24 protein-coding genes are annotated in these 20925 nt (G+C 54.9%); 16 read left to right on the forward strand and 8 right to left on the reverse strand.

Translation table 11 applies throughout. The features are described from left to right. From ACHUEV_RS15105 to ccoG, 7 genes are all read right to left on the reverse strand, one after another. Positions 1–495: a GNAT family N-acetyltransferase gene (locus ACHUEV_RS15105; RefSeq protein ID WP_394181303.1), complete on the reverse strand. Its 495-nt coding sequence runs from the start codon at positions 493–495 to the stop codon at positions 1–3. A gap of 227 nt (positions 496–722) precedes the next feature. Then, a complete protein-coding gene (groL, locus tag ACHUEV_RS15110; protein ID WP_394181305.1) occupies positions 723–2363 on the reverse strand; it encodes a chaperonin GroEL in 1641 nt (546 codons plus the stop codon). Between the two features lie 70 nt (positions 2364–2433). Further along, positions 2434–2718 (reverse strand): co-chaperone GroES, encoded by a 285-nt coding sequence (locus ACHUEV_RS15115; RefSeq protein WP_106358097.1) that lies wholly within the window; start codon positions 2716–2718, stop codon positions 2434–2436. A gap of 147 nt (positions 2719–2865) precedes the next feature. Further along, on the reverse strand, positions 2866–3048 hold the full coding sequence (ccoS, locus tag ACHUEV_RS15120) for a cbb3-type cytochrome oxidase assembly protein CcoS (protein WP_394181307.1): 183 nt from the start codon (positions 3046–3048) through the stop codon (positions 2866–2868). Then, on the reverse strand, positions 3045–5192 hold the full coding sequence (locus ACHUEV_RS15125) for a heavy metal translocating P-type ATPase (protein WP_394181309.1): 2148 nt from the start codon (positions 5190–5192) through the stop codon (positions 3045–3047). Before ACHUEV_RS15125 ends, ccoS begins: the two co-directional genes overlap by 4 nt. After that, a complete protein-coding gene (locus ACHUEV_RS15130; protein ID WP_106358100.1) occupies positions 5189–5641 on the reverse strand; it encodes a FixH family protein in 453 nt (150 codons plus the stop codon). The genes ACHUEV_RS15125 and ACHUEV_RS15130 overlap by 4 nt, the downstream gene beginning before the upstream one ends. Next, positions 5638–7053, reverse strand: a complete 1416-nt coding sequence (gene ccoG / locus ACHUEV_RS15135; RefSeq protein WP_394181311.1) for a cytochrome c oxidase accessory protein CcoG — start codon at positions 7051–7053, stop codon at positions 5638–5640. The genes ACHUEV_RS15130 and ccoG overlap by 4 nt, the downstream gene beginning before the upstream one ends. Before the next feature lie 174 nt (positions 7054–7227). Here ccoG and ACHUEV_RS15140 point away from each other — a divergent pair, with 174 nt between their 5' ends. The 4 genes from ACHUEV_RS15140 to ACHUEV_RS15155 all read left to right on the forward strand — a co-directional run bounded on the left by ACHUEV_RS15140 (position 7228) and on the right by ACHUEV_RS15155 (position 10547). Then, positions 7228–8457 (forward strand): MFS transporter, encoded by a 1230-nt coding sequence (locus tag ACHUEV_RS15140; RefSeq protein ID WP_394181468.1) that lies wholly within the window; start codon positions 7228–7230, stop codon positions 8455–8457. A gap of 51 nt (positions 8458–8508) precedes the next feature. Then, entirely contained in the window at positions 8509–9159 is a 651-nt protein-coding gene (gene msrA, locus ACHUEV_RS15145; protein WP_394181313.1) for a peptide-methionine (S)-S-oxide reductase MsrA, read from the forward strand. A 64-nt stretch (positions 9160–9223) separates the two neighbouring features. Beyond that, positions 9224–10102, forward strand: coding sequence for a 50S ribosomal protein L11 methyltransferase (locus tag ACHUEV_RS15150; protein ID WP_394181315.1), 879 nt, complete (start codon positions 9224–9226; stop codon positions 10100–10102). Positions 10103–10202: 100 nt separating this feature from the next. Continuing rightward, on the forward strand, positions 10203–10547 hold the full coding sequence (locus ACHUEV_RS15155; protein WP_394181317.1) for a hypothetical protein: 345 nt from the start codon (positions 10203–10205) through the stop codon (positions 10545–10547). 79 nt (positions 10548–10626) lie between these two features. On the opposite strand, the gene ACHUEV_RS15160 is transcribed toward ACHUEV_RS15155, so the two are convergent. Next, a complete protein-coding gene (locus ACHUEV_RS15160; protein WP_394181319.1) occupies positions 10627–10836 on the reverse strand; it encodes a DUF1127 domain-containing protein in 210 nt (69 codons plus the stop codon). 309 nt (positions 10837–11145) lie between these two features. Here ACHUEV_RS15160 and ruvC point away from each other — a divergent pair, with 309 nt between their 5' ends. The 12 genes from ruvC (at position 11146) to tilS (ending at position 20906) form a co-directional block, all read left to right on the forward strand. Beyond that, positions 11146–11652, forward strand: coding sequence for a crossover junction endodeoxyribonuclease RuvC (ruvC, locus tag ACHUEV_RS15165; RefSeq protein ID WP_106358105.1), 507 nt, complete (start codon positions 11146–11148; stop codon positions 11650–11652). Next, on the forward strand, positions 11649–12308 hold the full coding sequence (gene ruvA, locus ACHUEV_RS15170; protein WP_106358106.1) for a Holliday junction branch migration protein RuvA: 660 nt from the start codon (positions 11649–11651) through the stop codon (positions 12306–12308). Before ruvC ends, ruvA begins: the two co-directional genes overlap by 4 nt. 9 nt (positions 12309–12317) lie before the next feature. Beyond that, positions 12318–13337: a Holliday junction branch migration DNA helicase RuvB gene (gene ruvB, locus ACHUEV_RS15175; protein ID WP_106358107.1), complete on the forward strand. Its 1020-nt coding sequence runs from the start codon at positions 12318–12320 to the stop codon at positions 13335–13337. 42 nt (positions 13338–13379) lie between these two features. Next, positions 13380–13988 (forward strand): hypothetical protein, encoded by a 609-nt coding sequence (locus tag ACHUEV_RS15180; protein ID WP_394181470.1) that lies wholly within the window; start codon positions 13380–13382, stop codon positions 13986–13988. Next, positions 13985–14371 (forward strand): tol-pal system-associated acyl-CoA thioesterase, encoded by a 387-nt coding sequence (gene ybgC / locus ACHUEV_RS15185; RefSeq protein ID WP_394181322.1) that lies wholly within the window; start codon positions 13985–13987, stop codon positions 14369–14371. The genes ACHUEV_RS15180 and ybgC overlap by 4 nt, the downstream gene beginning before the upstream one ends. Before the next feature lie 112 nt (positions 14372–14483). Continuing rightward, positions 14484–15158 (forward strand): protein TolQ, encoded by a 675-nt coding sequence (tolQ, locus tag ACHUEV_RS15190; protein ID WP_204353943.1) that lies wholly within the window; start codon positions 14484–14486, stop codon positions 15156–15158. Positions 15159–15160: 2 nt separating this feature from the next. Further along, positions 15161–15637, forward strand: a complete 477-nt coding sequence (gene tolR / locus ACHUEV_RS15195) for a protein TolR (RefSeq protein ID WP_394181324.1) — start codon at positions 15161–15163, stop codon at positions 15635–15637. Positions 15638–15640: 3 nt separating this feature from the next. Continuing rightward, on the forward strand, positions 15641–16777 hold the full coding sequence (locus ACHUEV_RS15200) for an energy transducer TonB (protein ID WP_394181326.1): 1137 nt from the start codon (positions 15641–15643) through the stop codon (positions 16775–16777). A 102-nt stretch (positions 16778–16879) separates the two neighbouring features. Continuing rightward, positions 16880–18196 carry a Tol-Pal system beta propeller repeat protein TolB gene (tolB, locus tag ACHUEV_RS15205; protein WP_394181328.1) on the forward strand — a complete coding sequence of 439 codons (1317 nt, stop codon included), beginning with the start codon at positions 16880–16882 and terminating at the stop codon, positions 18194–18196. A 75-nt stretch (positions 18197–18271) separates the two neighbouring features. Next, a complete protein-coding gene (gene pal / locus ACHUEV_RS15210) occupies positions 18272–18811 on the forward strand; it encodes a peptidoglycan-associated lipoprotein Pal (RefSeq protein WP_394181330.1) in 540 nt (179 codons plus the stop codon). A gap of 20 nt (positions 18812–18831) precedes the next feature. Further along, the gene (ybgF, locus tag ACHUEV_RS15215; RefSeq protein ID WP_394181332.1) at positions 18832–19650 is read left to right on the forward strand and encodes a tol-pal system protein YbgF; all 819 of its coding nucleotides are present in this window, start codon (positions 18832–18834) and stop codon (positions 19648–19650) included. Next, complete coding sequence (gene tilS, locus ACHUEV_RS15220) at positions 19641–20906, forward strand: tRNA lysidine(34) synthetase TilS (RefSeq protein ID WP_394181334.1); 1266 nt, start codon at positions 19641–19643, stop codon at positions 20904–20906. Before ybgF ends, tilS begins: the two co-directional genes overlap by 10 nt. Positions 20907–20925 lie beyond the last annotated feature (19 nt).

Here is a 20925-nt window from a genome sequence, read left to right on the forward strand (position 1 = left end):
CTAAATGTCCGCAAACGGGGCAGGGTAGACGAGCGTTTGTTGTGGCTGCGCGTCACCAGCGCCTGCAAGCAGCGTGTGCTCAATATGATACGATGATTGCAGGTTCTTGGCGGCGTCAGATGAAAAGCCAGCGCTCTGGTAAAACTTGGCGTCACCGATAACGACCACGGGCGTTTTCGTCAGCCGAGCCCACTCAGTCAGCACGCCTATCATACGTTTGCCATAGCCGCGCCGCTGCACGTCGGGGTGAATTGCCACAGGCGCAAGGCAGAGCCAGCCCTTGGGTTTCACCATATAGGACAACGCGTAGTAGCCGATGATCTGACCATCCATCGGCAGTACGGTTTCGCCCGCAATCACGCGCGAGTTGCGTAATGCAGCGACAAGGCGCGATTCATCAGGGCCACCAAAGGCAAGGTCGAGTAGCGCATCAACAGCGGGTTCTTCGCCGCGCTTCATGTCGCGGGCAAAGTCGGGTGTTTGGAAAAGGTTCATTTGCCGGACGGTAACGGTGGGCGGCAACGGCGTCTAGCAAAGACAAAACCAGATGGGGATTTTGTGATCCGCGTTTCAATAGGAAAAACGGAAAGGGCGGCCCGAAACCGGACCGCCCTTTTTATATCGTCTCTTTGTTTGGCAGATAGACTTCAAAGCTCTCATCGTTTCTTGCGAAACGACTGCCGCTTTGCAGTCTGAGCCGAATTTCCGCAAGGAAATTCGGCTTACATCATGCCGCCCATGCCGCCCATGTCGGGCATGCCGCCAGCAGCGCCACCGTCTTTGGACGGCTTGTCAGCAACCATAGCTTCGGTTGTGATCAGCAGGCCAGCAACAGATGCTGCGTCTTGCAGGGCTGTACGTACGACTTTTGCAGGGTCGATAACGCCGAACTTGAACATGTCGCCATATTCTTCGGTTTGTGCGTTAAAGCCGAATGCTTTGTCGCTGCTTTCGCGGATTTTGCCAGCAACGACAGAACCGTCAACACCAGAGTTTTCAGCGATCTGACGCAGTGGTGCTTCGATTGCCTTGCGAACAATGGAAATACCGACGTCTTGGTCAGAGTTAGTACCCTTAAGACCTTCAAGTGTTTTAGCTGCTTGGATCAAAGCAACACCACCACCAACAACGATACCTTCTTGAACAGCAGCGCGTGTTGCGTTTAGAGCATCGTCAACGCGGTCTTTGCGTTCTTTAACTTCCACTTCGGACATGCCACCGACGCGGATGACAGCAACACCGCCAGCCAGTTTGGCAACGCGTTCTTGCAGTTTTTCACGGTCGTAATCAGAAGTTGTTTCTTCGATCTGGCCGCGGATCTGACCAACACGTGCTTCGATCTCAGCTTTGTCGCCAGCACCGTCAACGATAGTTGTTTCGTCTTTGGTGATTGCAACGCGCTTAGCAGAACCCAGCATGTCAATTGTGACGTTCTCAAGCTTCATGCCGAGGTCTTCGGAAATCACTTGGCCGCCAGTCAGGATCGCGATGTCTTGAAGCATTGCTTTGCGGCGATCGCCGAAGCCAGGTGCTTTAACAGCTGCAATTTTCAGGCCGCCGCGCAGTTTGTTAACTACGAGAGTTGCCAGCGCTTCGCCTTCAACATCTTCAGCGATGATTAGCAAAGGCTTGCCGGACTGGATTACAGACTCGAGCAGTGGAACCATTGGCTGCAGCGACGAAAGTTTCTTTTCGTGCAGCAGGATGATTGCGTCTTCCAGCTCTGTTGTCATTTTCTCTGTGTTGGTCACAAAGTAAGGTGACAGGTAACCGCGGTCGAACTGCATACCTTCAACAACATCGGTTTCTGTTTCCAGACCTTTGTTTTCTTCGACAGTGATAACACCTTCGTTGCCAACGCGCTGCATAGCGTCTGCGATCTGGCGACCGATTTCAGCTTCGCCGTTTGCAGAGATGGTACCAACTTGTGCAACTTCGTCGCTGTCATTGACAGGGCGTGCAGCCGCTTTGATCGCTTCAACGACTTTGGCAGTTGCCATGTCGATGCCGCGCTTCAGGTCCATTGGGTTCATGCCCGCAGCAACTGATTTCATGCCTTCGCGAACGATGGCTTGGGCCAGAACTGTTGCGGTTGTTGTACCGTCACCAGCTTCGTCATTGGTCCGGGAAGCAACTTCCTTAACCATCTGCGCGCCCATGTTTTCGAACTTGTCTTCAAGTTCGATTTCTTTGGCAACCGATACACCGTCTTTGGTGATGCGCGGTGCGCCGAAAGATTTATCCAAAACCACGTTGCGGCCTTTAGGGCCTAGCGTGACTTTTACAGCGTCAGCCAGAATGTTGACGCCTTTCAGCATCTTGTTCCGGGCGTCTGTGCCGAATTTTACGTCCTTAGCAGCCATTTTCATGTGCTCCTTAAATTTCTATTGCGTGACATGCGTAGGGTGGGTTTCAACCCACCGACCTACGGAATTAAAGAATTCCGAGGATGTCGCTTTCTTTCATGATCAACAGGTCTTCACCGTCGATCTTGACTTCAGTGCCGGACCATTTGCCAAACAGCACTTTGTCGCCAGCCTTAACAGCCATTGCAATCAGCTCACCGCTGTCTTTGCGTGCGCCTTCGCCAGTGCTAACTACTTCGCCTTCAGCAGGCTTTTCTTTAGCGCTGTCAGGAATGATCAAGCCGCCAACAGTCTTTTCGTCGCCTTCAATGCGACGAACGAGTACGCGGTCGTGAAGTGGTGTAAATGCCATTTCAGAACTTCTCCAGTTCGTGTTTCTCCCATGTTAGCACTCACTATGTTCGAGTGATAACGAAGCGTAGTTAGGCACGCATTCAACCTGAGTCAACAGCACGCCCCAGTAATCCTGTCATTTTCCAAGAAAGAGCAGTTTTATTATTCAAAAGGGCTTAGTGCTGTCGTCGTTTTCTTCGCGCGGCTTGTCTTCATCGTCAGACAAGATCCGCCAAGCATCGCCCTCTAGATCTTCATATTGGTCGCTGCGCAGGCTCCATAAAAACGCGATCAACCCAAGCCCGCCAAGAACCAAAGATACCGGGATCAAGATGACTAGAATATTCATACCCGCCCTCGCAGTCGTAGCGCATTCGCCAACACTGTGATTGATGAAGCGGACATTGCAATAGCCGCAAGCAGCGGGGTGGCAAATCCCATCAATGCAACCGGAATAGCAATAAGGTTATAGCCCGCCGAAATCGCGAAATTCTCGACGATCCGACGCTTTGCGGCCCGTGCGACCAAGGGCAATTCGATCAGCGGCGTCAGGCTATCGTTTAGCAAGACCACGTCAGACGCTGCGCGTGACGCGTCTGCTGCCGTTGCGGGCGAAACAGATGCGTATGCGGCGGCCAATGCGCCTGTGTCGTTTAACCCGTCGCCGACCATCAACACCCTCGCGCCTGTGCCTGCAAAGCTTTCGACATAGGCAATCTTGTCGGCCGGTGTGGTGTTTGCTTGCCAGTGCGTGATCCCAAGCGCCTCTGCGATCTTGCCGGTCTCTTCAGCATCGTCGCCTGATACCAGATGCAGTGACAGCCCTGCGTTCTGCCACGCTTGGATTAACGCGCGTGCGCCCTCGCGCAGTTCTGAACGAAGGGCGATCTTTTGCGGTGGCTGGTTGCCAATCTGAACATACGTGCCGGCCTTCGTACCAAGCCATGCGCCGGATCCAAGCCGGACGTCTTGTCCATTCCATCGAGCGCTGATCCCCCGGCCGGGGTTTTCTTTCTGGTCGCTAACCACTGCTTCGGTCACGCCAGTAAGCGAGGCGGCAATGGCTTGCGATATTGGGTGCGTGGCGTTTTGCGTCATGGCAAGCGCAATAGCTTGGGTTTGTTCATCCATCATATCGCGTGCAGCAGCGGGCATGGTCAGTGTACCGGTTTTGTCGAAAATCACAGTGTCGACCTCGGCTAACCGTTCTAGCGCTGTACCGTCTTTAACCAACAATCCCGCCCGGAAAAGCCGACCGGCGGCGGTTGTTGATACGGCTGGAACAGCAAGACCTAGCGCGCAAGGGCAGGTGATAATCAGAACCGCGACCGCAATATTCAACGAAAGGCGCACATCGCCTGAATAGGTGACCCAAGCCAAGAACGCGATAAAAGCCAATAGATGAACAACGGGCGCATAGATTGCGGCCGCTCTGTCTGCGATGGCGGTATAGCGGTTTCGGACTGCCTCGGCCTGATCGACCATGGTGACCATCTTGCGTAGGGTGGTATCTTCGCCAACGGTGGTCGCGCGAATGATCAGCGGTCCAGTCATGTTGACCTCGCCTGCGGTGACCGCTGCATCGGGGCCAGCGTCTGCTGTACGGCTTTCGCCAGTCAGAAGGGATCGGTCAATTTGACTAGCCCCTTCGACAATGATGCCGTCCACAGGAATACGACCGCCGGGCAGGACTTGGATATAGTCGCCGATGGCCAACTCTGAAAAGTCGATCATTTCGCGGGTATCGCCACGCAACCGCATGACGCGCGGCACCTCAAGCGCTGAAAGCTGCGCAGCGGCAGATGCTGCGGCTTTGCGACTGCGGTGATCCAGATAACGCCCAATCAATAAGAAGAATGTGAGCGATAGTGCCGCGTCAAAATAGGCTTGCGCGCCACCGTAAAAGGTCTCGAACAGGGACATGCCAGCGGCCAAAAGGATCGCCAGTGAAATCGGAACGTCCATGTTCAGTTTGCGGACGGACAGCGCGCTCCATGCGTTGTGAAAGAATGGTTGCGCCGCATAGATCAGCGCGGGCAGGGCGATCATGGCGCTGATCATGTGGAACAGATGTTGGGTCGCGCCGACGGCACCCGACCAGACCGCCACGGATAGCAACATAACGTTCATCATCGCAAAGCCGGACACTGCAATGCGGGTCATCAGCCCCCGACCATATGTGTCAGTGTCGGCCCCAAGCAGCGAAGTGTCCAAAAGACGCGCCTCAAATCCCGCTAATTCCAATGTGTCAATTAACTGCTCTGGTGCAATCGGCCGATCCAGCCCTACCGTCACCCGTTTCATCGACAGGTTTACGCGGGCATTCGCGACGCCGCTCACGCCGCGCAGCGCACGCTCGACTCCATTAATACAGGCCACGCAGTGGATGGCAGGCAACGACAAAACGATCTGGCTATTGCCGTTTGAGGCCGCCTTTTCAAGCGTCCCTTCAGGCATGCCAATACATGCCGGACATGCAGCAGCTTGTGTCATTGCGCAGTCAACTGAATGCGACGACGAAAGATCGTGCCGTCGTCGGCCTCAAGCACTAAACGCAAATTCCAATAGCCTGCGCCCGCATCCACATTCGCGTGCATTGCACCGTTCACAATCGTGAACGCTGGTGTCATGTCTTGGGCAACGTTGGTTGCGCGACCTAATGTGGCACTGACGACCTTTGGCGTGATCGGCGTACCATTCGCATCGGTGACGGATAGCGTCAGTTCCGTATGGGTCAGATGTGTCTCTAAGGTCCAGCCGAGTGCGTTTTGGGCGGCGCGATCAGCATCAAAAGACTGGCTGGCGACATAGGAATTGCGCGTTTCCAAGCCGGGGAATGTTTGCACCGCCTTGTAAGCTAGTGTGAGGTTTACGCCGATGATTGTACCAAAGGCGACAACCATAATCCCAAGCATATGCCATCCGGTAAATTCACGGGTCATTGTGCAGCCCTTCCGTTAAAAATTGTGTCCTTATGGGCGCGTTCGCCCGACGTAAGATCTTCGACCCAGAAACGCAGATCTGTCCGGTCTGCAGTCGCAGGGGCATCGCCCGGCCGGGCGGATACGTAGACGCGTTGCAACATTGTCTCGTTCGCAGGGACGGTGATGCTGCGCTCTGCTGTGCCTTCAAGCTCAATCCGCAGGATTTCGTCTGACGTGAGCGAGAGATGGAATTCACGATCTTCACCGTTCTTATTCAACAGGCGGATATCGTAGATGTTACGGATTGTTCCGTCCGACAGGGTCACGAATGTTGGATTGCGCACAGGCGATACAGTCATTTCGATGTCGGCGCGAATGAACAATGCGAAGACCAAGCCAAACCCAATCAGCGCCCAAAGCCCGGTGTAAAGCATGGTGCGGAACCGCAGCACATGTTGCCAGATGGGTTTTGGAGGTTGGCCAGCCGCTTCGGCCTCTTGGTCAGATAGCGCTAAGTAATCAATCAGCCCGCGCGGCTTGCCGATCTTGGCCATGATGTCGTCGCAGGCGTCGATGCAAAGGGCGCATGTGATGCACTCCATCTGTTGACCATCGCGGATGTCGATACCTGCAGGGCAAACATTGACGCAGGCCATGCAGTCGATGCAATCGCCCGTCGTGTTGTCGTGCTTTTTGCCGCGTGGTTCGCCGCGCCAATCGCGGTAGGCGACGGTTAGCGTTTCAGGGTCCATCATTGCGGCCTGAATGCGGGGCCAAGGACACATGTAATTACAGACCTGTTCGCGCATGAACCCGCCAAAAACAAATGTCGTTGCGGTCAAAACGGCGATTGTTGCCCACGCGATTGATGGAGCTTGAAAGGTCACGATGTCACGGGCCAGTGTCGGTGCGTCCGCGAAATAGAACACCCAAGCACCACCTGTGGCCAACGCAATAACAAGCCAGACTGCCCACTTCGTCAGGCGCAGCCGCCATTTGCGAAAATCCCACTTGGCCTTCCATAGGCGTACACGCGCGTTGCGGTCACCCTCAATCCAGCGTTCGACAAGGATGAATAGGTCGGTCCAAACCGTTTGGGGGCAGGTATAGCCACACCAAACGCGCCCAAGCGCGGATGTGAATAAAAACAGGCCCAAGCCTGCCATGATCAAAAGGCCTGCGACAAAGTAGAATTCATGCGGCCAGATTTCGATCCAGAAAAAATAGAACCGGCGGTGCGCCATGTCGATCAATACTGCCTGATCCGGAAGATTGGGGCCGCGGTCCCATCTGATCCACGGCGTCAGATAGTAAATACCAAGCGTCACGGCCATCACCCACCACTTAAGGTTCCGGTAATACCCTTTGACGCGGCGCGGAAATATTGGTTCGCGCGCGGCATAAAGCGATTGTGGCTCGGTAGATGACATAAGATGACCTAGCGGTTTTAGTTCTGTTCGCATCGTCCCTTTTAAAGAGCCAACCGCATAGGTCTTTGATGTGGATCAATAGTCGCGAAGCTATGCCTGTGGCGCGCTGTCGCACAAGCGATCTGCGATCTTAAGGTATCGCCAATGTCAAAAAACGGGCGTAATGCTTTTGCCATGCAAATAATTCGCCTTGAAGATACTCATAATTTACCGTTCTGGCGTCGGCCTGCGGCCCTGTTATTCCTCATGGCAATGGCCATGCCTGTCGCATTTTCGACGTGGTCGGCGTTGTTGAATAACTTTGTTATCGATGTCGCTAACTTTGACGGTAGCGACATCGGCTGGCTGCACACAGTGCGCGAAATTCCGGGTTTCTTAGCTATTGGTGTGATTGCGATCATCATGTTCGTGCGTGAGCAGGTGTTGGGTATGGTCGCGCTTGTGATGCTTGGCGTGGCCACGGGGCTTACGGCGCAGTTTCCAACAATGGGCGGAATTCTGACGCTGACGATGCTGTCGTCGATCGGCTTTCACTATTACGAGACAGTGAACCAATCGCTTCAGCTTCAGTGGATCGATAAGAAGAAGGCCCCGCAAACGATTGGTTGGCTTATGGCCGCTGGATCAGGTGCGACTTTGGTTGCTTACATCCTTATCGTGATGACATGGCGGACCTACGACCTCAGCTATAACTTCGTCTATATGGTCTCAGGCGGGTTCACGGCCATCGTCGCGCTGTTTTGCTTGTTCGCCTATCCGCAGTTCGAGGCCCCGCATCCGCAGCTGAAAACCTTCGTCCTACGCAAGCGGTATTGGTTGTATTATGCGATGCAGTTCATGGCAGGTGCGCGACGCCAGATATTTGTGGTGTTCGCAGGCTTCATGATGGTCGAGAAATTTGGCTTTAAGGTGCACGAGATTACGGCGCTTTATACTATAAACCTTGTCGTCAACATTATCGTCGCCCCGTTGATGGGGCGGATTGTGTTTAAGTTTGGCGAGCGGCGGGCTTTGTTGTTCGAATACTTTGGCCTGATCCTTGTGTTCCTTGCTTACGGTGGATTGTACTTCTTTAGCTGGGGCGTGATCATCGCGTCGGCACTATATGTCATTGACCACATGCTGTTTGCATTGGCACTAGCGCTTAAGACGTATTTTCAGAAAATCGCCGACCCACAGGATATCGCACCAACCGCTGCTGTTGCCTTTACGATCAACCATATCGCAGCTGTCTTTTTGCCGGCTGGGCTTGGGTATCTGTGGCTGTTGTCGCCGGCCGCTGTGTTCGTGACTGCCGCTTGTATGGCCGCGACCTCGTTTGGGCTTGCGCTTTTGGTACCGCGTCATCCAGGCCCTGGACACGAGACTGTGTTCCAAGGCGCATTACTTGCCCCGGCAGAGTAGAATAACCTTCCGGACACTCTATATCTGACAGAATAGACGAGGAGACTGATCATGTTCTTCATGAACCGCGATAAATCCGAAATGGTGGCCCAAGACGCGGCATTGCCCGGCCGTGATACGCCGATGCCTGTGATCGAACCGCATTTTGTCTTTGGAACCCAGCTAATGGCGGCCGCGCCTGCAGGCATGGACGTGGCGGTGTTTGGCATGGGCTGTTTTTGGGGCGTTGAGCGTATTTTTTGGCAGCTGGACGGTGTCGTTTCCACCATGGTTGGATACGCTGGCGGTTACACCCCAAACCCGACTTATGAAGAAGTCTGCACAGGCAAGACGGGTCACAACGAAGTTGTGCGTATCGTCTTTGACCCGAGCGTGATTTCTTATGATCAATTGTTGCAGGTGTTTTGGGAAAACCACGACCCAACACAGGGTATGCGCCAAGGCAACGATGCCGGGACTCAGTATCGGTCAGGCATCTACACAGTCACGCCGGAACAAAAGGCAGCCGCCGAAGCATCAAAGGTCGCGTTTACGCCGCGCCTTGCCCAAGCAGGCTATGGCGCTATCACGACCGAGGTCAGAGATGCGCCCGTGTTCTACTTTGCTGAAGACTATCATCAGCAGTACCTAGCCAAGAACCCAGACGGGTATTGCGGGATCGGCGGAACCGGGGTGACGTGCCCGATTGGTGTCGGCGTATAAAGGGTTCGCTTGACGCCGCTGAAGGTAGCGCCTAACTCGAGGCATCTTTTATAGGGCGATGGCGATGACCTCATTCACGGCTTTGACGACAATCACTGGCGAAGACGCCGCCTACGCGCTTTCCGAAGCTTTGGAAGACCTGTTTCCAGAGCCAACAGGTGTCGGCGTCTTTGAGATCGAAGATGGTTCAGGTCTGTGGGAGGTCGCAGCCTATTTCGTTGAAGAACCTGATGCGGGCGCGTTGGCGGTTTATTCCGCGCTGCACAAAGCCAAGCCATTTAACATATCTGAAATCCCGGATCAGGATTGGGTATCCAAAGTGCAGCGTGAACTTGCCCCGGTCGAGGCCGGTCGCTTCTATGTTTATGGCAGTCATGACGCGGACAAAGTTCCAGCTGACAAGATTCCACTGCTAATTGATGCTGCGATGGCGTTTGGTACGGGTCACCATGGCACAACCCTTGGGTGTTTGCAGGCGTTCGATTCGCTGTACGAGGCAGGATTTGCTGGCCGTCGCATTGCGGACGTTGGATGTGGTACTGCGGTGCTCGCTATGGCGGCAGCGAAAGTCTTACCTGACGTTGTAGTGGCAAGCGATATTGACCCTGTTGCGGTAGAAGTGGCGAACGCAAATGTCGTTGCAAACGATCTTAAGGGTCGCGTAAATTGTGTTGTCGCTGCGGGCTTTGACGCACCTGAGCTTGCGTCCGGTGCCCCCTATGATCTCGTTTTTGCCAACATTTTAAAGGGTCCGCTGATCGGCCTTGCCCCTGACATGGCACGCAATGTCACAACCGGGGGGTATGTGATTCTCTCGGGTATCCTGAACGAGCAAGCTGACGAAGTTGTGTCCGTTTATCTCGAGAATGGCTTCAATGTTGCAAAAAGAAGTAGCATTGTTGAATGGACGACGCTAACAATGAGCAAGAAAGCACCAGTTTGACGAATTAATGTTACGTTTCTTGCGAAATGGCTTGTTTCTGATTTCATAGGTGGTGAACTTACTCGGGATTTATTCGAGTATTTATTTTCTGGAGTGTAACATGGCACAAGCTAACGTCCCATTTGATAAACGGCTAAAGCGCATCGTCCGTCGTCATGATCGGATGGCTCATGGTGTTGTTAAAACTGTTACCGCAGATGGTCTGATTGTTGCGCGTCCACGTGTCTATCGACCACGCTTCCCGCTGAAAGGTCTGCTTGCGCTGGTCGTGACCGGATTTGTCTTCAAGGGATTTCTTTTCGCATCCATGGGTGACGCAGCTTACGCAGAGCGCGTTACGGCCCTAAGCGAAGGAAGCGTGATGGAGCAAGCGGGTGCGTGGGTTATGCAGCCTGACGTTGCAACCGTGTTCATCGCGGACAAGGTTAAAACTATCATGCCCTAATAGGGTGCCGGACAATGAAAACGAAAAGGCCACGCCCGTAATTGGGCGTGGCCTTTCGCATTTGTGAGTGGTGGGGGTATTAGCGTGTCCTGCGTGCAGCAACTGTCGCGATATCTTCGACTGTAAGGCCGATATCGTTTAGTTCACGTGCTGACAGTTTTGACAGCGCGTTGCGTGTCACGCGTGCGTCATTCCACTGTGCAACAGCGTTTAGTGTATGGTGACAGAAAGAAGCGACGCGACCGGCAAGGATGCTGGACGCCGCAAGGTTTGTATTTACATTGGCCATTGGCTCATTCCTTGAACGGTTTCTGCGAGGCAGAGTTAACTTGATGGGCGGCATCTAAGGGGCTTCTAAAGCCCAAGCTAGGCCTATTTTTGCATACCCCGTATGAGTTTTTAGAATGCCTAATTATTAATCAGGTGCCGTTATTTGACCTTATTTCTAAAGGGTTTGCTAGTTTGCTGATTTTAGCGAGTTTTTAGCACCTTTGTTTCGAGATGGTTGCGCGGTGTTTGTGTTGGGTGGAAAGGCACTTGGTCTTTGTTCGCCTTTTGTGCTACCGCATAAAAGACAATAATAATACTGAGGCGAGCAATGCGCGTATTGGGAATCGACCCAGGTCTGCGAAATATGGGGTGGGGCGTGATCGAAGTGTCTGGTTCGCGCCTGTCACATATCGCCAATGGAATCTGTCATTCAGTCGGGACTGACCTTGGCGCGCGGCTCTTGTCGCTTCATGAGCAACTAACGGACGTGATCCATCAGTGGCAGCCAGATGCCGCAGCGGTGGAGCAGACATTCGTGAACAAAGATGGTGTTGGAACGCTAAAGCTAGGCCAAGCGCGCGGAATTGCGATGCTGGTTCCTGCGCAAGCGGGATTGGCAATTGGCGAATACGCCCCGAATGCGGTCAAAAAGGCTGTCGTCGGTGTTGGCCACGCTGAAAAGCATCAAATCGAACATATGGTGAAATTGCAGCTACCGGGCGTGAAAATCGCTGGTGCTGACTCTGCCGATGCATTGGCGATCGCGATCTGTCATTCGCACCATCTACAATCGGCAGGCACATTGGCCAAAGCATTAGCAAAGGCAGGCGCATGATAGGTAAAATCGCAGGTCGTTTGGAATACCGCAGCACAGATCACGTTCTGATCGATGTTCGTGGTGTTGGTTACATCGTTTATGTCTCTGAACGCGTCATGGCTGGGCTGCCCGGCAATGGCGAGGCGGTCGCGCTATATACCGATCTGCTGGTGCGCGAGGATAATCTTCAACTCTTCGGTTTTACGACGCTTGTTGAAAAAGAGTGGCACCGCATGTTGATGTCTGTCCAAGGGATTGGCGCGAAGGCGTCGCTATCTATCCTTGGTACCTTGGGTGAGGATGGTGTTAGTCGGGCAATTGCATTGGGTGACTGGAATGCGGTCGCAAAGGCCAAAGGCGTCGGCCCGAAAACGGCGCAGAAGGTAATTCTGGACCTGAAGGATAAAGCGCCGGGCGTTATGGCGATGGGTGGAACCGTTGCCGAAGCACTGGGCGACGAGGTAATTGAGGCTCCGACACCCACCCCTGCAAAACGTTCTCCCGCTAAGAAAGCAAACCCAGCACAAGCCGAAACGCTATCGGCGCTTGCAAACCTTGGCTATGCGCCCGGCGACGCGGCGAGCGCTGTGGCCGAAGCCGCAGGCGCTGATCCTGACGCTGATACGTCGACTTTGATCCGCGCGGCCTTGAAGCTGCTTGCCCCAAAGGGGTAGGGGTAATCCATGAACGAGCCTGACCCGACATTGCGCCCAGCACCCCAGCCCGAAGATGCGGATCGCGCGTTGCGTCCGCAGACTCTGGACGAGTTTATTGGGCAGGCGGACGCACGGGCCAATCTTAAGATTTTTATCGAAAGTGCGCGTCGTCGCGGCGAGGCGATGGACCACGCGTTGTTCCACGGTCCACCCGGCCTTGGTAAGACCACGCTGGCCCAGATCATGGCGCGTGAATTGGGCGTGAATTTTCGAATGACCTCTGGCCCTGTGTTGGCGAAAGCTGGCGATTTGGCGGCGATCCTAACCAACCTCGAAGCCCGTGATGTTCTATTCATCGACGAAATCCACCGCCTGAACCCGGCTGTCGAAGAGGTGCTGTATCCAGCCCTCGAAGATTTTGAGCTGGATTTGGTGATTGGTGAAGGGCCTGCCGCACGGACAGTGCGAATTGAATTGCAGCCGTTTACCTTGGTCGGCGCAACGACCCGCATGGGGCTGTTAACCACTCCGTTACGTGACCGTTTCGGCATTCCGACCCGGTTAGAGTTTTATACCGAAGATGAGCTGCATCTGATCGTTACACGCGGTGCACGTTTGATGGGGGCGCCCGCATCAGATGGAGGAGCCCGAGAAATCGCCCGCCGCGCACGCGGTACCCCACGTATCGCTGGGCGTTTGCTGCGTCGCGTTGTGGATTTCGCGATTGTCGAAGGCGACGGAACGGTAACGCAGGAAATTGCAGATCGCGCGCTGACCCGGTTAGGGGTTGATCATTTGGGGTTGGATAATGCCGACCGCCGCTATCTACGCCTTATCGCAGAGAGCTATGGCGGCGGTCCTGTTGGGGTTGAAACCATGTCTGCTGCGCTGTCCGAAAGCCGTGACAGTTTGGAGGATGTGATTGAGCCGTACTTGCTGCAGAAGGGGTTGATCCAACGTACGCCACGTGGGCGGATGCTGGCCCAAGCGGCTTGGGCGCATTTGGGGTTGAACCCACCTAAATCGCAGACGGACTTATTTGGTTGAGAGATGGGACGCCTCCGGCGGGGGAGTAGTTAGAGCAAGATGATGGATGATGTAGCGCCTTTATTTACACGGTCAGACGGGGATTATGTGTTTGCACGTTGGGGGCGCCCAATTGTGCCTGTGGTCTTTGGTGTCGATGACGCGACCTTGGCTGTGTTCAAGGGCGCGATTGAGGCTGTCGTGGCATTAGCAGGTCACAAGATGGATGAGACAGACATGGAGTTGGGGGCGAACCTGATGATGTTCTTCTGTCAGGACTGGAATGAGCTGCTTGACGTTCCGCATTTAGATAAGCTGTTGCCGGAGTTGGGAACGCTGGTGCCGCGTCTTCAGGCGGCCGATGCTAATCAATACCGTATCTTCCGGTTTGATGAGGCGGGTGCGATCCAGGCAGCGTTTGTTTTCATGCGCATGGATGATCAGATGGCGCAGGCCCCCGCGGATACGCTGGCTTTGTCCCAAGCTGTGCAGGTTATCTTGCTGTGGTCCGATACAGCGTTTTCTGAGGTGCCGCCGTTGGCGATGATTGAAGGCAAAGTTGCCTTGCGCCCCGAAATCGGTGACGTCATTCGCGCGGCCTACGATCCGGTGATGCCCGTCGCGGCGCGTGATGCGAGCCATGCGTTACGCTTAGGTGCACGGCTGCTATGACCCACAGGTTCCCAATCCGCGTCTATTACGAAGACACTGACCTAGCTGGCATCGTCTACTATGCCAATTACCTTAAGTTCATCGAGCGCGCCCGCAGTGAATGGGTCCGCGAGATGGGGATTGATCAGGTTGCGATGAAGGCGGATGGCTTTGTCTTTGCGGTACGCCGGGTTGAGGCGGATTACCTTGCCCCGGCACGTTTTGACGATGAATTGATCGTTGAAACCAGCCTAGCTGAACGTACCGGGGTGCGATTGACAGTCAAGCAAGACGTAAAGCGCGGGGAAGTTCTGCTGTTTTCGGCCCTTGTGACCATTATCTGCATGAATGAAGCTGGTGCCGTGGCCCGCCTTCCGGCGGCGATCCGCCAGTCGGTGCATTAATTTTCTTAGTTTCGGCCCTGTCATACCGGATTGATTGGATTTTAATTTCGGCTTGCGTTAAAGATGGTTGTAATCAGAGCCCACAATCGGGCCTACAGGCAGAGCAGGCACAATGGAAGCAGCAACCGACTTCACGATGTGGGCGCTATTTGCGCGCGCGACAATCACCGTAAAACTCGTCATGATCATGTTGATCGCCGCATCTATCTGGTGCTGGGCCGTGATCGTGGACAAGATTATTCAGTATCGCAAAGCGCGTGCAGAGGCCGAGGTTTTTGACCGACAGTTCTGGTCGGGCGAACCATTGGATGGTCTGTTTGACCAGATCGGGACTGATCCGGACGGCGCGAGCCAAAAGATTTTCGTCGCTGGCATGCTCGAGTGGCGGAGGTCGCATCGCCAAGACGGCGGATTGATCGCCGGGGCGACTGCACGGATCGATCGATCCATGGATGTCGCGATCGCCAAAGAGGCCGCGAAGCTGCAAAAGGGCCTGCCAGTGTTGGCGACTGTTGGTTCTACGGCACCATTCGTTGGCTTGTTCGGGACCGTTTGGGGTATCATGAACGCGTTTATCGAAATCGCGGAAGCACAAAACACAAACCTAGCCGTCGTTGCTCCAGGTATCGCCGAAGCGCTGCTGGCGACGGGCTTGGGCCTGTTGGCCGCTATTCCTGCCGTGATATTCTATAACAAATTGTCTGCTGATAGTGATCGTATCGTCGCAGGCTACGAAGCCTTTGCCGACGAATTCGCGACAATCCTAAGTCGCCAGTTGGATAGCTGATCATGGGTGCGGGTGTAATGAAATCAGGTGACGGGGGCGGAAGACGCCGCCGACGCCACGGGAGCCGGGTTCAGCCCATGGCTGAAATCAACATCACGCCATTTGTTGACGTGATGCTGGTGCTTTTGATCATCTTTATGGTTGCTGCCCCATTAATGACCGTTGGCGTTCCTGTGGAACTGCCGAAAACGGCGGCCGATGCTTTGCCCGGTGATGATGAAGAGCCGTTGACGGTGACCATCACTGCCGATGGTGTGATCATGATCCAAGAAACCGAAACGTCGCCAGAAGAACTGGTTGCAAAGTTGCAGGCCATCGCAGCCGAACGTACAAGCGACCGTATCTTCCTGCGCGCTGATGGCGCGAACCAGTGGAATAAAGTGGCGGAAATCATGGGCGCGCTGAACGCTGGCGGTTTTTCGAACATCGGTCTCGTGACAGATGTTGGTGGGCCTTCCTTTACGGGGTCGGACGGTTAAGTCATGCAAACGCCGGGCACGTATATCTCTGCCACAGGTCATATTGTTCTAATTGGCTGGCTGATACTTGGGTGGGGGCTCGATTCCGAGCCGCTTGAGTTTGAAGCTATGGATGTATCTGTGGTGAGCGGCGAAGAGTTCGAGCAGATGATGGCCGCCCGCACGCCGACGCCCGGTAACGCAGAACCAACTGCGCCAGCGCAGCCTATCATTGATGATACGCCGCCACCGCCGCCAGCCGAAGAACAACCTGCCGAAACTGCGCCGCCACCAGAGCCAGTTGATCAGCCTGTCGAGGAACTGCCGCCGCCGCCGCCGCCCGCACCTTTGGTGACTGAAGCAACGGATGAACCACCTATCGCCCCGGAGGTGCCAGCCGCCGCGCCATCGTCGCCAAATGTTGATGTGAATGAACCGCCTGCGCCAACGCAGGCGGATCGTATTGCGTCGACACCATCTGCGCCGCCGCCGCCAGATACGCAGATTGATGATGTCGTGCGCGAAGAGGTCGTTCCTGATGAAACGGCCCCGGCTGAGGTTGTGACCGAAGAGGTTACGCCGACAGCACCTGAAGAAACCGCGCCTGAAATCGCAGTTGAAAATGAAAAGCCTTCGGGATTGGTCGAGACTTCTTTGCGTCCTGTTGCGCGTCCTAGTCGCCCAACGCCCCCCGCTGCCGAGCCAGAGGCACCGACCCAAACTGCTGAAACACCAGTTGAGGCACCGACACCACCTGCAAGCGAAGCCAGCGATGATGCTGTTGCTGCTGCGTTGGCTGCCGCGTTGGCTGCTGAGGCACCGTCCGCGCCAGCCGTTGCAGCAGGTCCGCCGATGACGGGTTCAGAGCGCGATAGCTTTCGCGTGTCGGTCAATCGTTGCTGGAACGTTGACCCTGGATCAGTTGCGGCACGGGTAACTGTCGAGGTTGGCTTTGAACTGGACCGCAATGGTTTGGTGGTAGGGCAACCGAGGCTCATCAGTGCGCAGGGCGACCAAAGCGCCGCGGATACCGCGTTTGAGGCTGCCCGCCGCGCGATTTTGCGATGCCAATCTGGCGGCTATCAATTGCCTGCTGATAAATACGACCAATGGAAAGATGTTGTAATTACATTTGACCCCAGCGGAATGCGGCTACGTTAACGATGAACATGTGTAGGTGAGGTGAAATGGTTTCACACCCCTGCTATGAAGGAACGATAAATGCGGATTAGGGTAAACCTGACCATGCGAAATGAGGCAAAGATGATGAAAAGACTTCTTACACTCTTGGTAGCTTTGATGTTGGCGGGCCCCGTGACCGCCCAGAATGGTCCATTGCGATTGACGATCACAGATGGTGTGATCGAACCGATCACTTTTGCGGCGCCTACGTTTCAGGCTGAAAATGCCGAAGCCACGCAGGTAGCGAACGATCTGAACCGACTGGTTGCGCAGGATCTGTCCGGCACCGGGCTATTTCGCGAAATCCCGGCGAACGCCTTTATTTCGCAGGTTTCTTCATTCTCTCAACCGGTTCAGTTTGCCGACTGGCGCGCAATCAATGCGCAGGCGCTAGTTGTAGGTGCTGTTGCTGTGAACGGTGATCAACTAACGGTAAAGTTCCGTTTGTATGATGTGTTCTCGGGGCAGGAGCTTGGCGGTGGGCTGCAGTTTGCGGGCACGACTGCGGGTTGGCGCCGGATGGGGCACAAGGTTGCAGATGCGGTTTATAGCCGGGTCACAGGCGAGGGCGGCTATTTCGACAGCCGTGTCGTCTATGTTGCTGAAAGTGGCCCAAAAGATAACCGTCAGATGCGGTTGGCGATCATGGATTTTGACGGCGCAAATGTTCAGTATCTGACTGACAGCAGCACAATTGTCCTTGCCCCTAGGTTTTCGCCGAACGGCGATCGCGTGCTCTATACGAGCTTTGAAAGTGGCTTCCCACGGATCAACGTGCTGAATGTCGCCAATGTTGGACGTCAGCAGTTGCAAACAGCACCCGGCGAAATGGCGTTTAGCCCCCGTTTTTCACGCGATGGCGGTTCCGTCATTTACAGCCTGTCGAACGGCGGTAACACGGATATCTTCCGTTCTGACCTATCAACGGGTCAATACACGCGCCTGACGTCCGCCCCTTCGATTGAAACAGCGCCAAGCCTATCACCCGATGGCAGCCAGATCGTGTTCGAAAGTGACCGTTCCGGCACCCAGCAACTGTACATCATGTCCGCAAATGGTGGTGAAGCACGCCGCATTTCTTTTGGTGAAGGTCGCTATGGTACCCCAGTTTGGTCACCTCGTGGTGATCTAGTCGCCTTTACGAAGCAGCACGCGGGACGTTTCCATATTGGCGTGATGCGCACCGATGGATCAGAAGAGCGCCTTTTGACAGCTTCATTCCTTGATGAAGGCCCAACATGGTCGCCTAACGGCCGCGTGATCATGTTTAGCCGTGAAACCCAAGGTGAAAGCGGCACGACATCACTCTATTCCGTTGATATCTCTGGCCGGAACCTAAAGGCAGTCCCTGTCCAAGGTGGCGCTTCGGATCCATCATGGGGTCCGCTACAGCCGTAGCAGATGCCACATTCCCAGAACGATTAACCCATGCTATGCTGACGAAAACGAGCAGATAAAACAGGAAATGAACCAATGAACATGATGACAAAAGCGACGATGCTGCTTTTGGTATTGGGCACAGCAGCCTGTACCAACCCCGATCGTCTAGGCGGTGGTGCTGGCGGCGTTGGCGGTGATGGCACCGGTGTTGGGCTAGGTGCCGGCGCGGGCGGCATAATTGCAGGCTCTGCAAACGATCCGACCAGCCCAGCCTACTTTAGCCAAGCCATTGGCGACCGCGTGTTGTTCGCGGTGGACACATCAACACTGACACCCGAAGGCCAGCGCATTTTGGACGGTCAGGTTCAGTGGTTGCTGACAAACGCGGACTATCGTGCTGTCATCGAAGGGCACGCAGACGAACAAGGCACACGCGAATATAACCTTGCACTTGGTGCGCGTCGCGCCAATGCTGTTCGCGAATACCTCGTATCACGCGGCGTACCTTCTTCTCGCCTCGAAGTGATCAGTTACGGTAAACTACGCCCGATCGAGGTATGCTCGAACGAGGCATGCTATGCCAAAAACCGCCGTGCGGTTACTGTTCTCTCATTCGCGGCCATTACTAGCTAACCAAGACCTAAGGACTTTTCATGTTGCACCGTATCGTTGTTGCTTGCGCGCTTTTGTTCTCACCTCTTCCTGCCTTTGCGCAGGACGAGACGCTTGCCGATATACGACAACAATTGACCGCACTTTATGTTGATGTGCAGCGGCTGCACCGTGAATTGTCCACCACAGGTGGATTGAACAGTGGTATCAGCGGGAACACCCCGCTGGACCGCCTAAACGCGATTGAGGCAGAGCTTCAGCGTTTGACCTCAAAAACCGAACAGCTTGAGTTTCGGGTGAACCGGATCACTGTCGATGGCACCAACCGCGTCGGTGATCTGGAATTCCGTCTTTGTGAGCTGGAACCAAACTGCGACATCAGTCAGCTTGGCGATACGCCAAGCCTGGGTGGCGTTGATAATGGCGCTGACGTTCCCGCGCCGAATCTTCCGCCTGCGACAGGTGGGCCAGCCTTGGCGATTGGTGAACAAACTGATTTTGAGCGGGCCCGGGAGGCGCTCGCTAATCGTGACTTTCGCAGCGCCGTGGACCAGCTTGAGGCCTTTGGCGCGACCTACCCAGGAAGCCCGCTAGCATCGCAAGCCAGCTATATGCGCGGTGAAGCATTGGAAGGGCTTGAACAACCTACCGCAGCCGCGCGCGCATATCTTGAATCGTTTTCTGGTGATCCCGAAGGTGCGCAGGCACCAAACGCACTTTACAAGCTTGGTGCATCGCTTGGCGCGATTGGGCAGACGCAGGACGCATGCCTAACATTGGCCGAAGTAAACGTGCGCTTCCCCGGTAGCCCGGTCGTGAATGACGCGCAGGTCGCGATGCAGAACTTGGGATGTCAGTAAAGGCGAAGCTGCCCAGTCTTGTTTCGCAATTCGCGCAGGTGATTGAAACACTTGGCGCGATTACCCCACAAAGCAAAATCGGCATTGCCGTATCCGGTGGCGGCGATTCTATTGCAATGATGCATATGGCAGCGCGGTCACTTGATCCGCAGCGATTACACATCGTGTCAGTGGATCATGGGCTGCGTCCTGAAGCGAAAGATGAGCTTGAGGTCGTTACGCAGCAGGCGAATGCCCTTGGCTTGTCGCACACCATTTTGAATTGGGTCTGGGACCAGTCCGGTAACCTACAAGCTGCGGCGCGTGACGGTCGGTTCGCTGTGATGAGGGAATGGGCGGTTCAGAACGGAATCGAAACACTGCTCTTGGGGCATACAGAGGACGATCAGGTCGAGACATTCTTGCTGCGTCTTGCACGAGGGTCGGGTGTTGATGGCTTAACCGGGATGGCGCGTTCCGATATCCGCGAAGGGCTACGTGTCGCGCGTCCGCTTTTGGGCATGTCACGCGATTCCTTGCGCGATTGGTTACGTGATGAAGGCATTGAATGGTGTGACGACCCGAGCAACGAAGACACACGGTTTGACCGGGTTCGTGCACGGCAGATGTATGCGCAGCTGGAAACACTGGGCCTGACACGTAAGCGATTGCTACAGACGGTCGACCACATGCAGGCTGCGCATCTTTCACTACAGCGAGCGGCCCATGATTTTGCACACAAGCATGTTAGGCAGAACGCAGGTGATTTGATTTTTGCGCCTCAAGCGCTGGACCTTGAGTTAGAAGATACACCGCGTCGTGTGATGGCCGCAGCATTTTCGTGGGTGGCGAGCAAGCCATATCGTCCAAGATTTGAAAACCTATTGGCGCGTGTTGAACAGGTCCGCAACGGCCACAAGGTAACGCTAGCCGGATGCATCCTACTGCCCCTACCAGACGGTGGCGCACGTCTTATCCGCGAGGCGGCAGCGACATCGTGTACTGTGGTGGGTGCAGATGACCAGATGCACTGGGATAAACGTTGGCAGCTTACGGGCTCCGCCGGTGAAGGTCTGGAGATCAAAGCCTTGGGTAAGGGAATAGCGCAATGCGAAAACTGGCGCGAAACTGGCTTTCCTCGTGCCTCGCTTTTGGCGTCGCCGTCGGTTTGGCAAGGCGACCGCTTAATTGCCGCACCAATCGCGGGTTTTTCAAATGGTTGGACCGCACAGATTGTCGCGGTTTTCCATTCTAGGGCGTTTGGCATTGAAGATTAGGCCTGAACCTCTATTTTAG

The sequence above is a fragment of the Yoonia maritima genome (genome assembly GCF_043641945.1).
GTDB lineage: Bacteria > Pseudomonadota > Alphaproteobacteria > Rhodobacterales > Rhodobacteraceae > Yoonia > Yoonia maritima_B.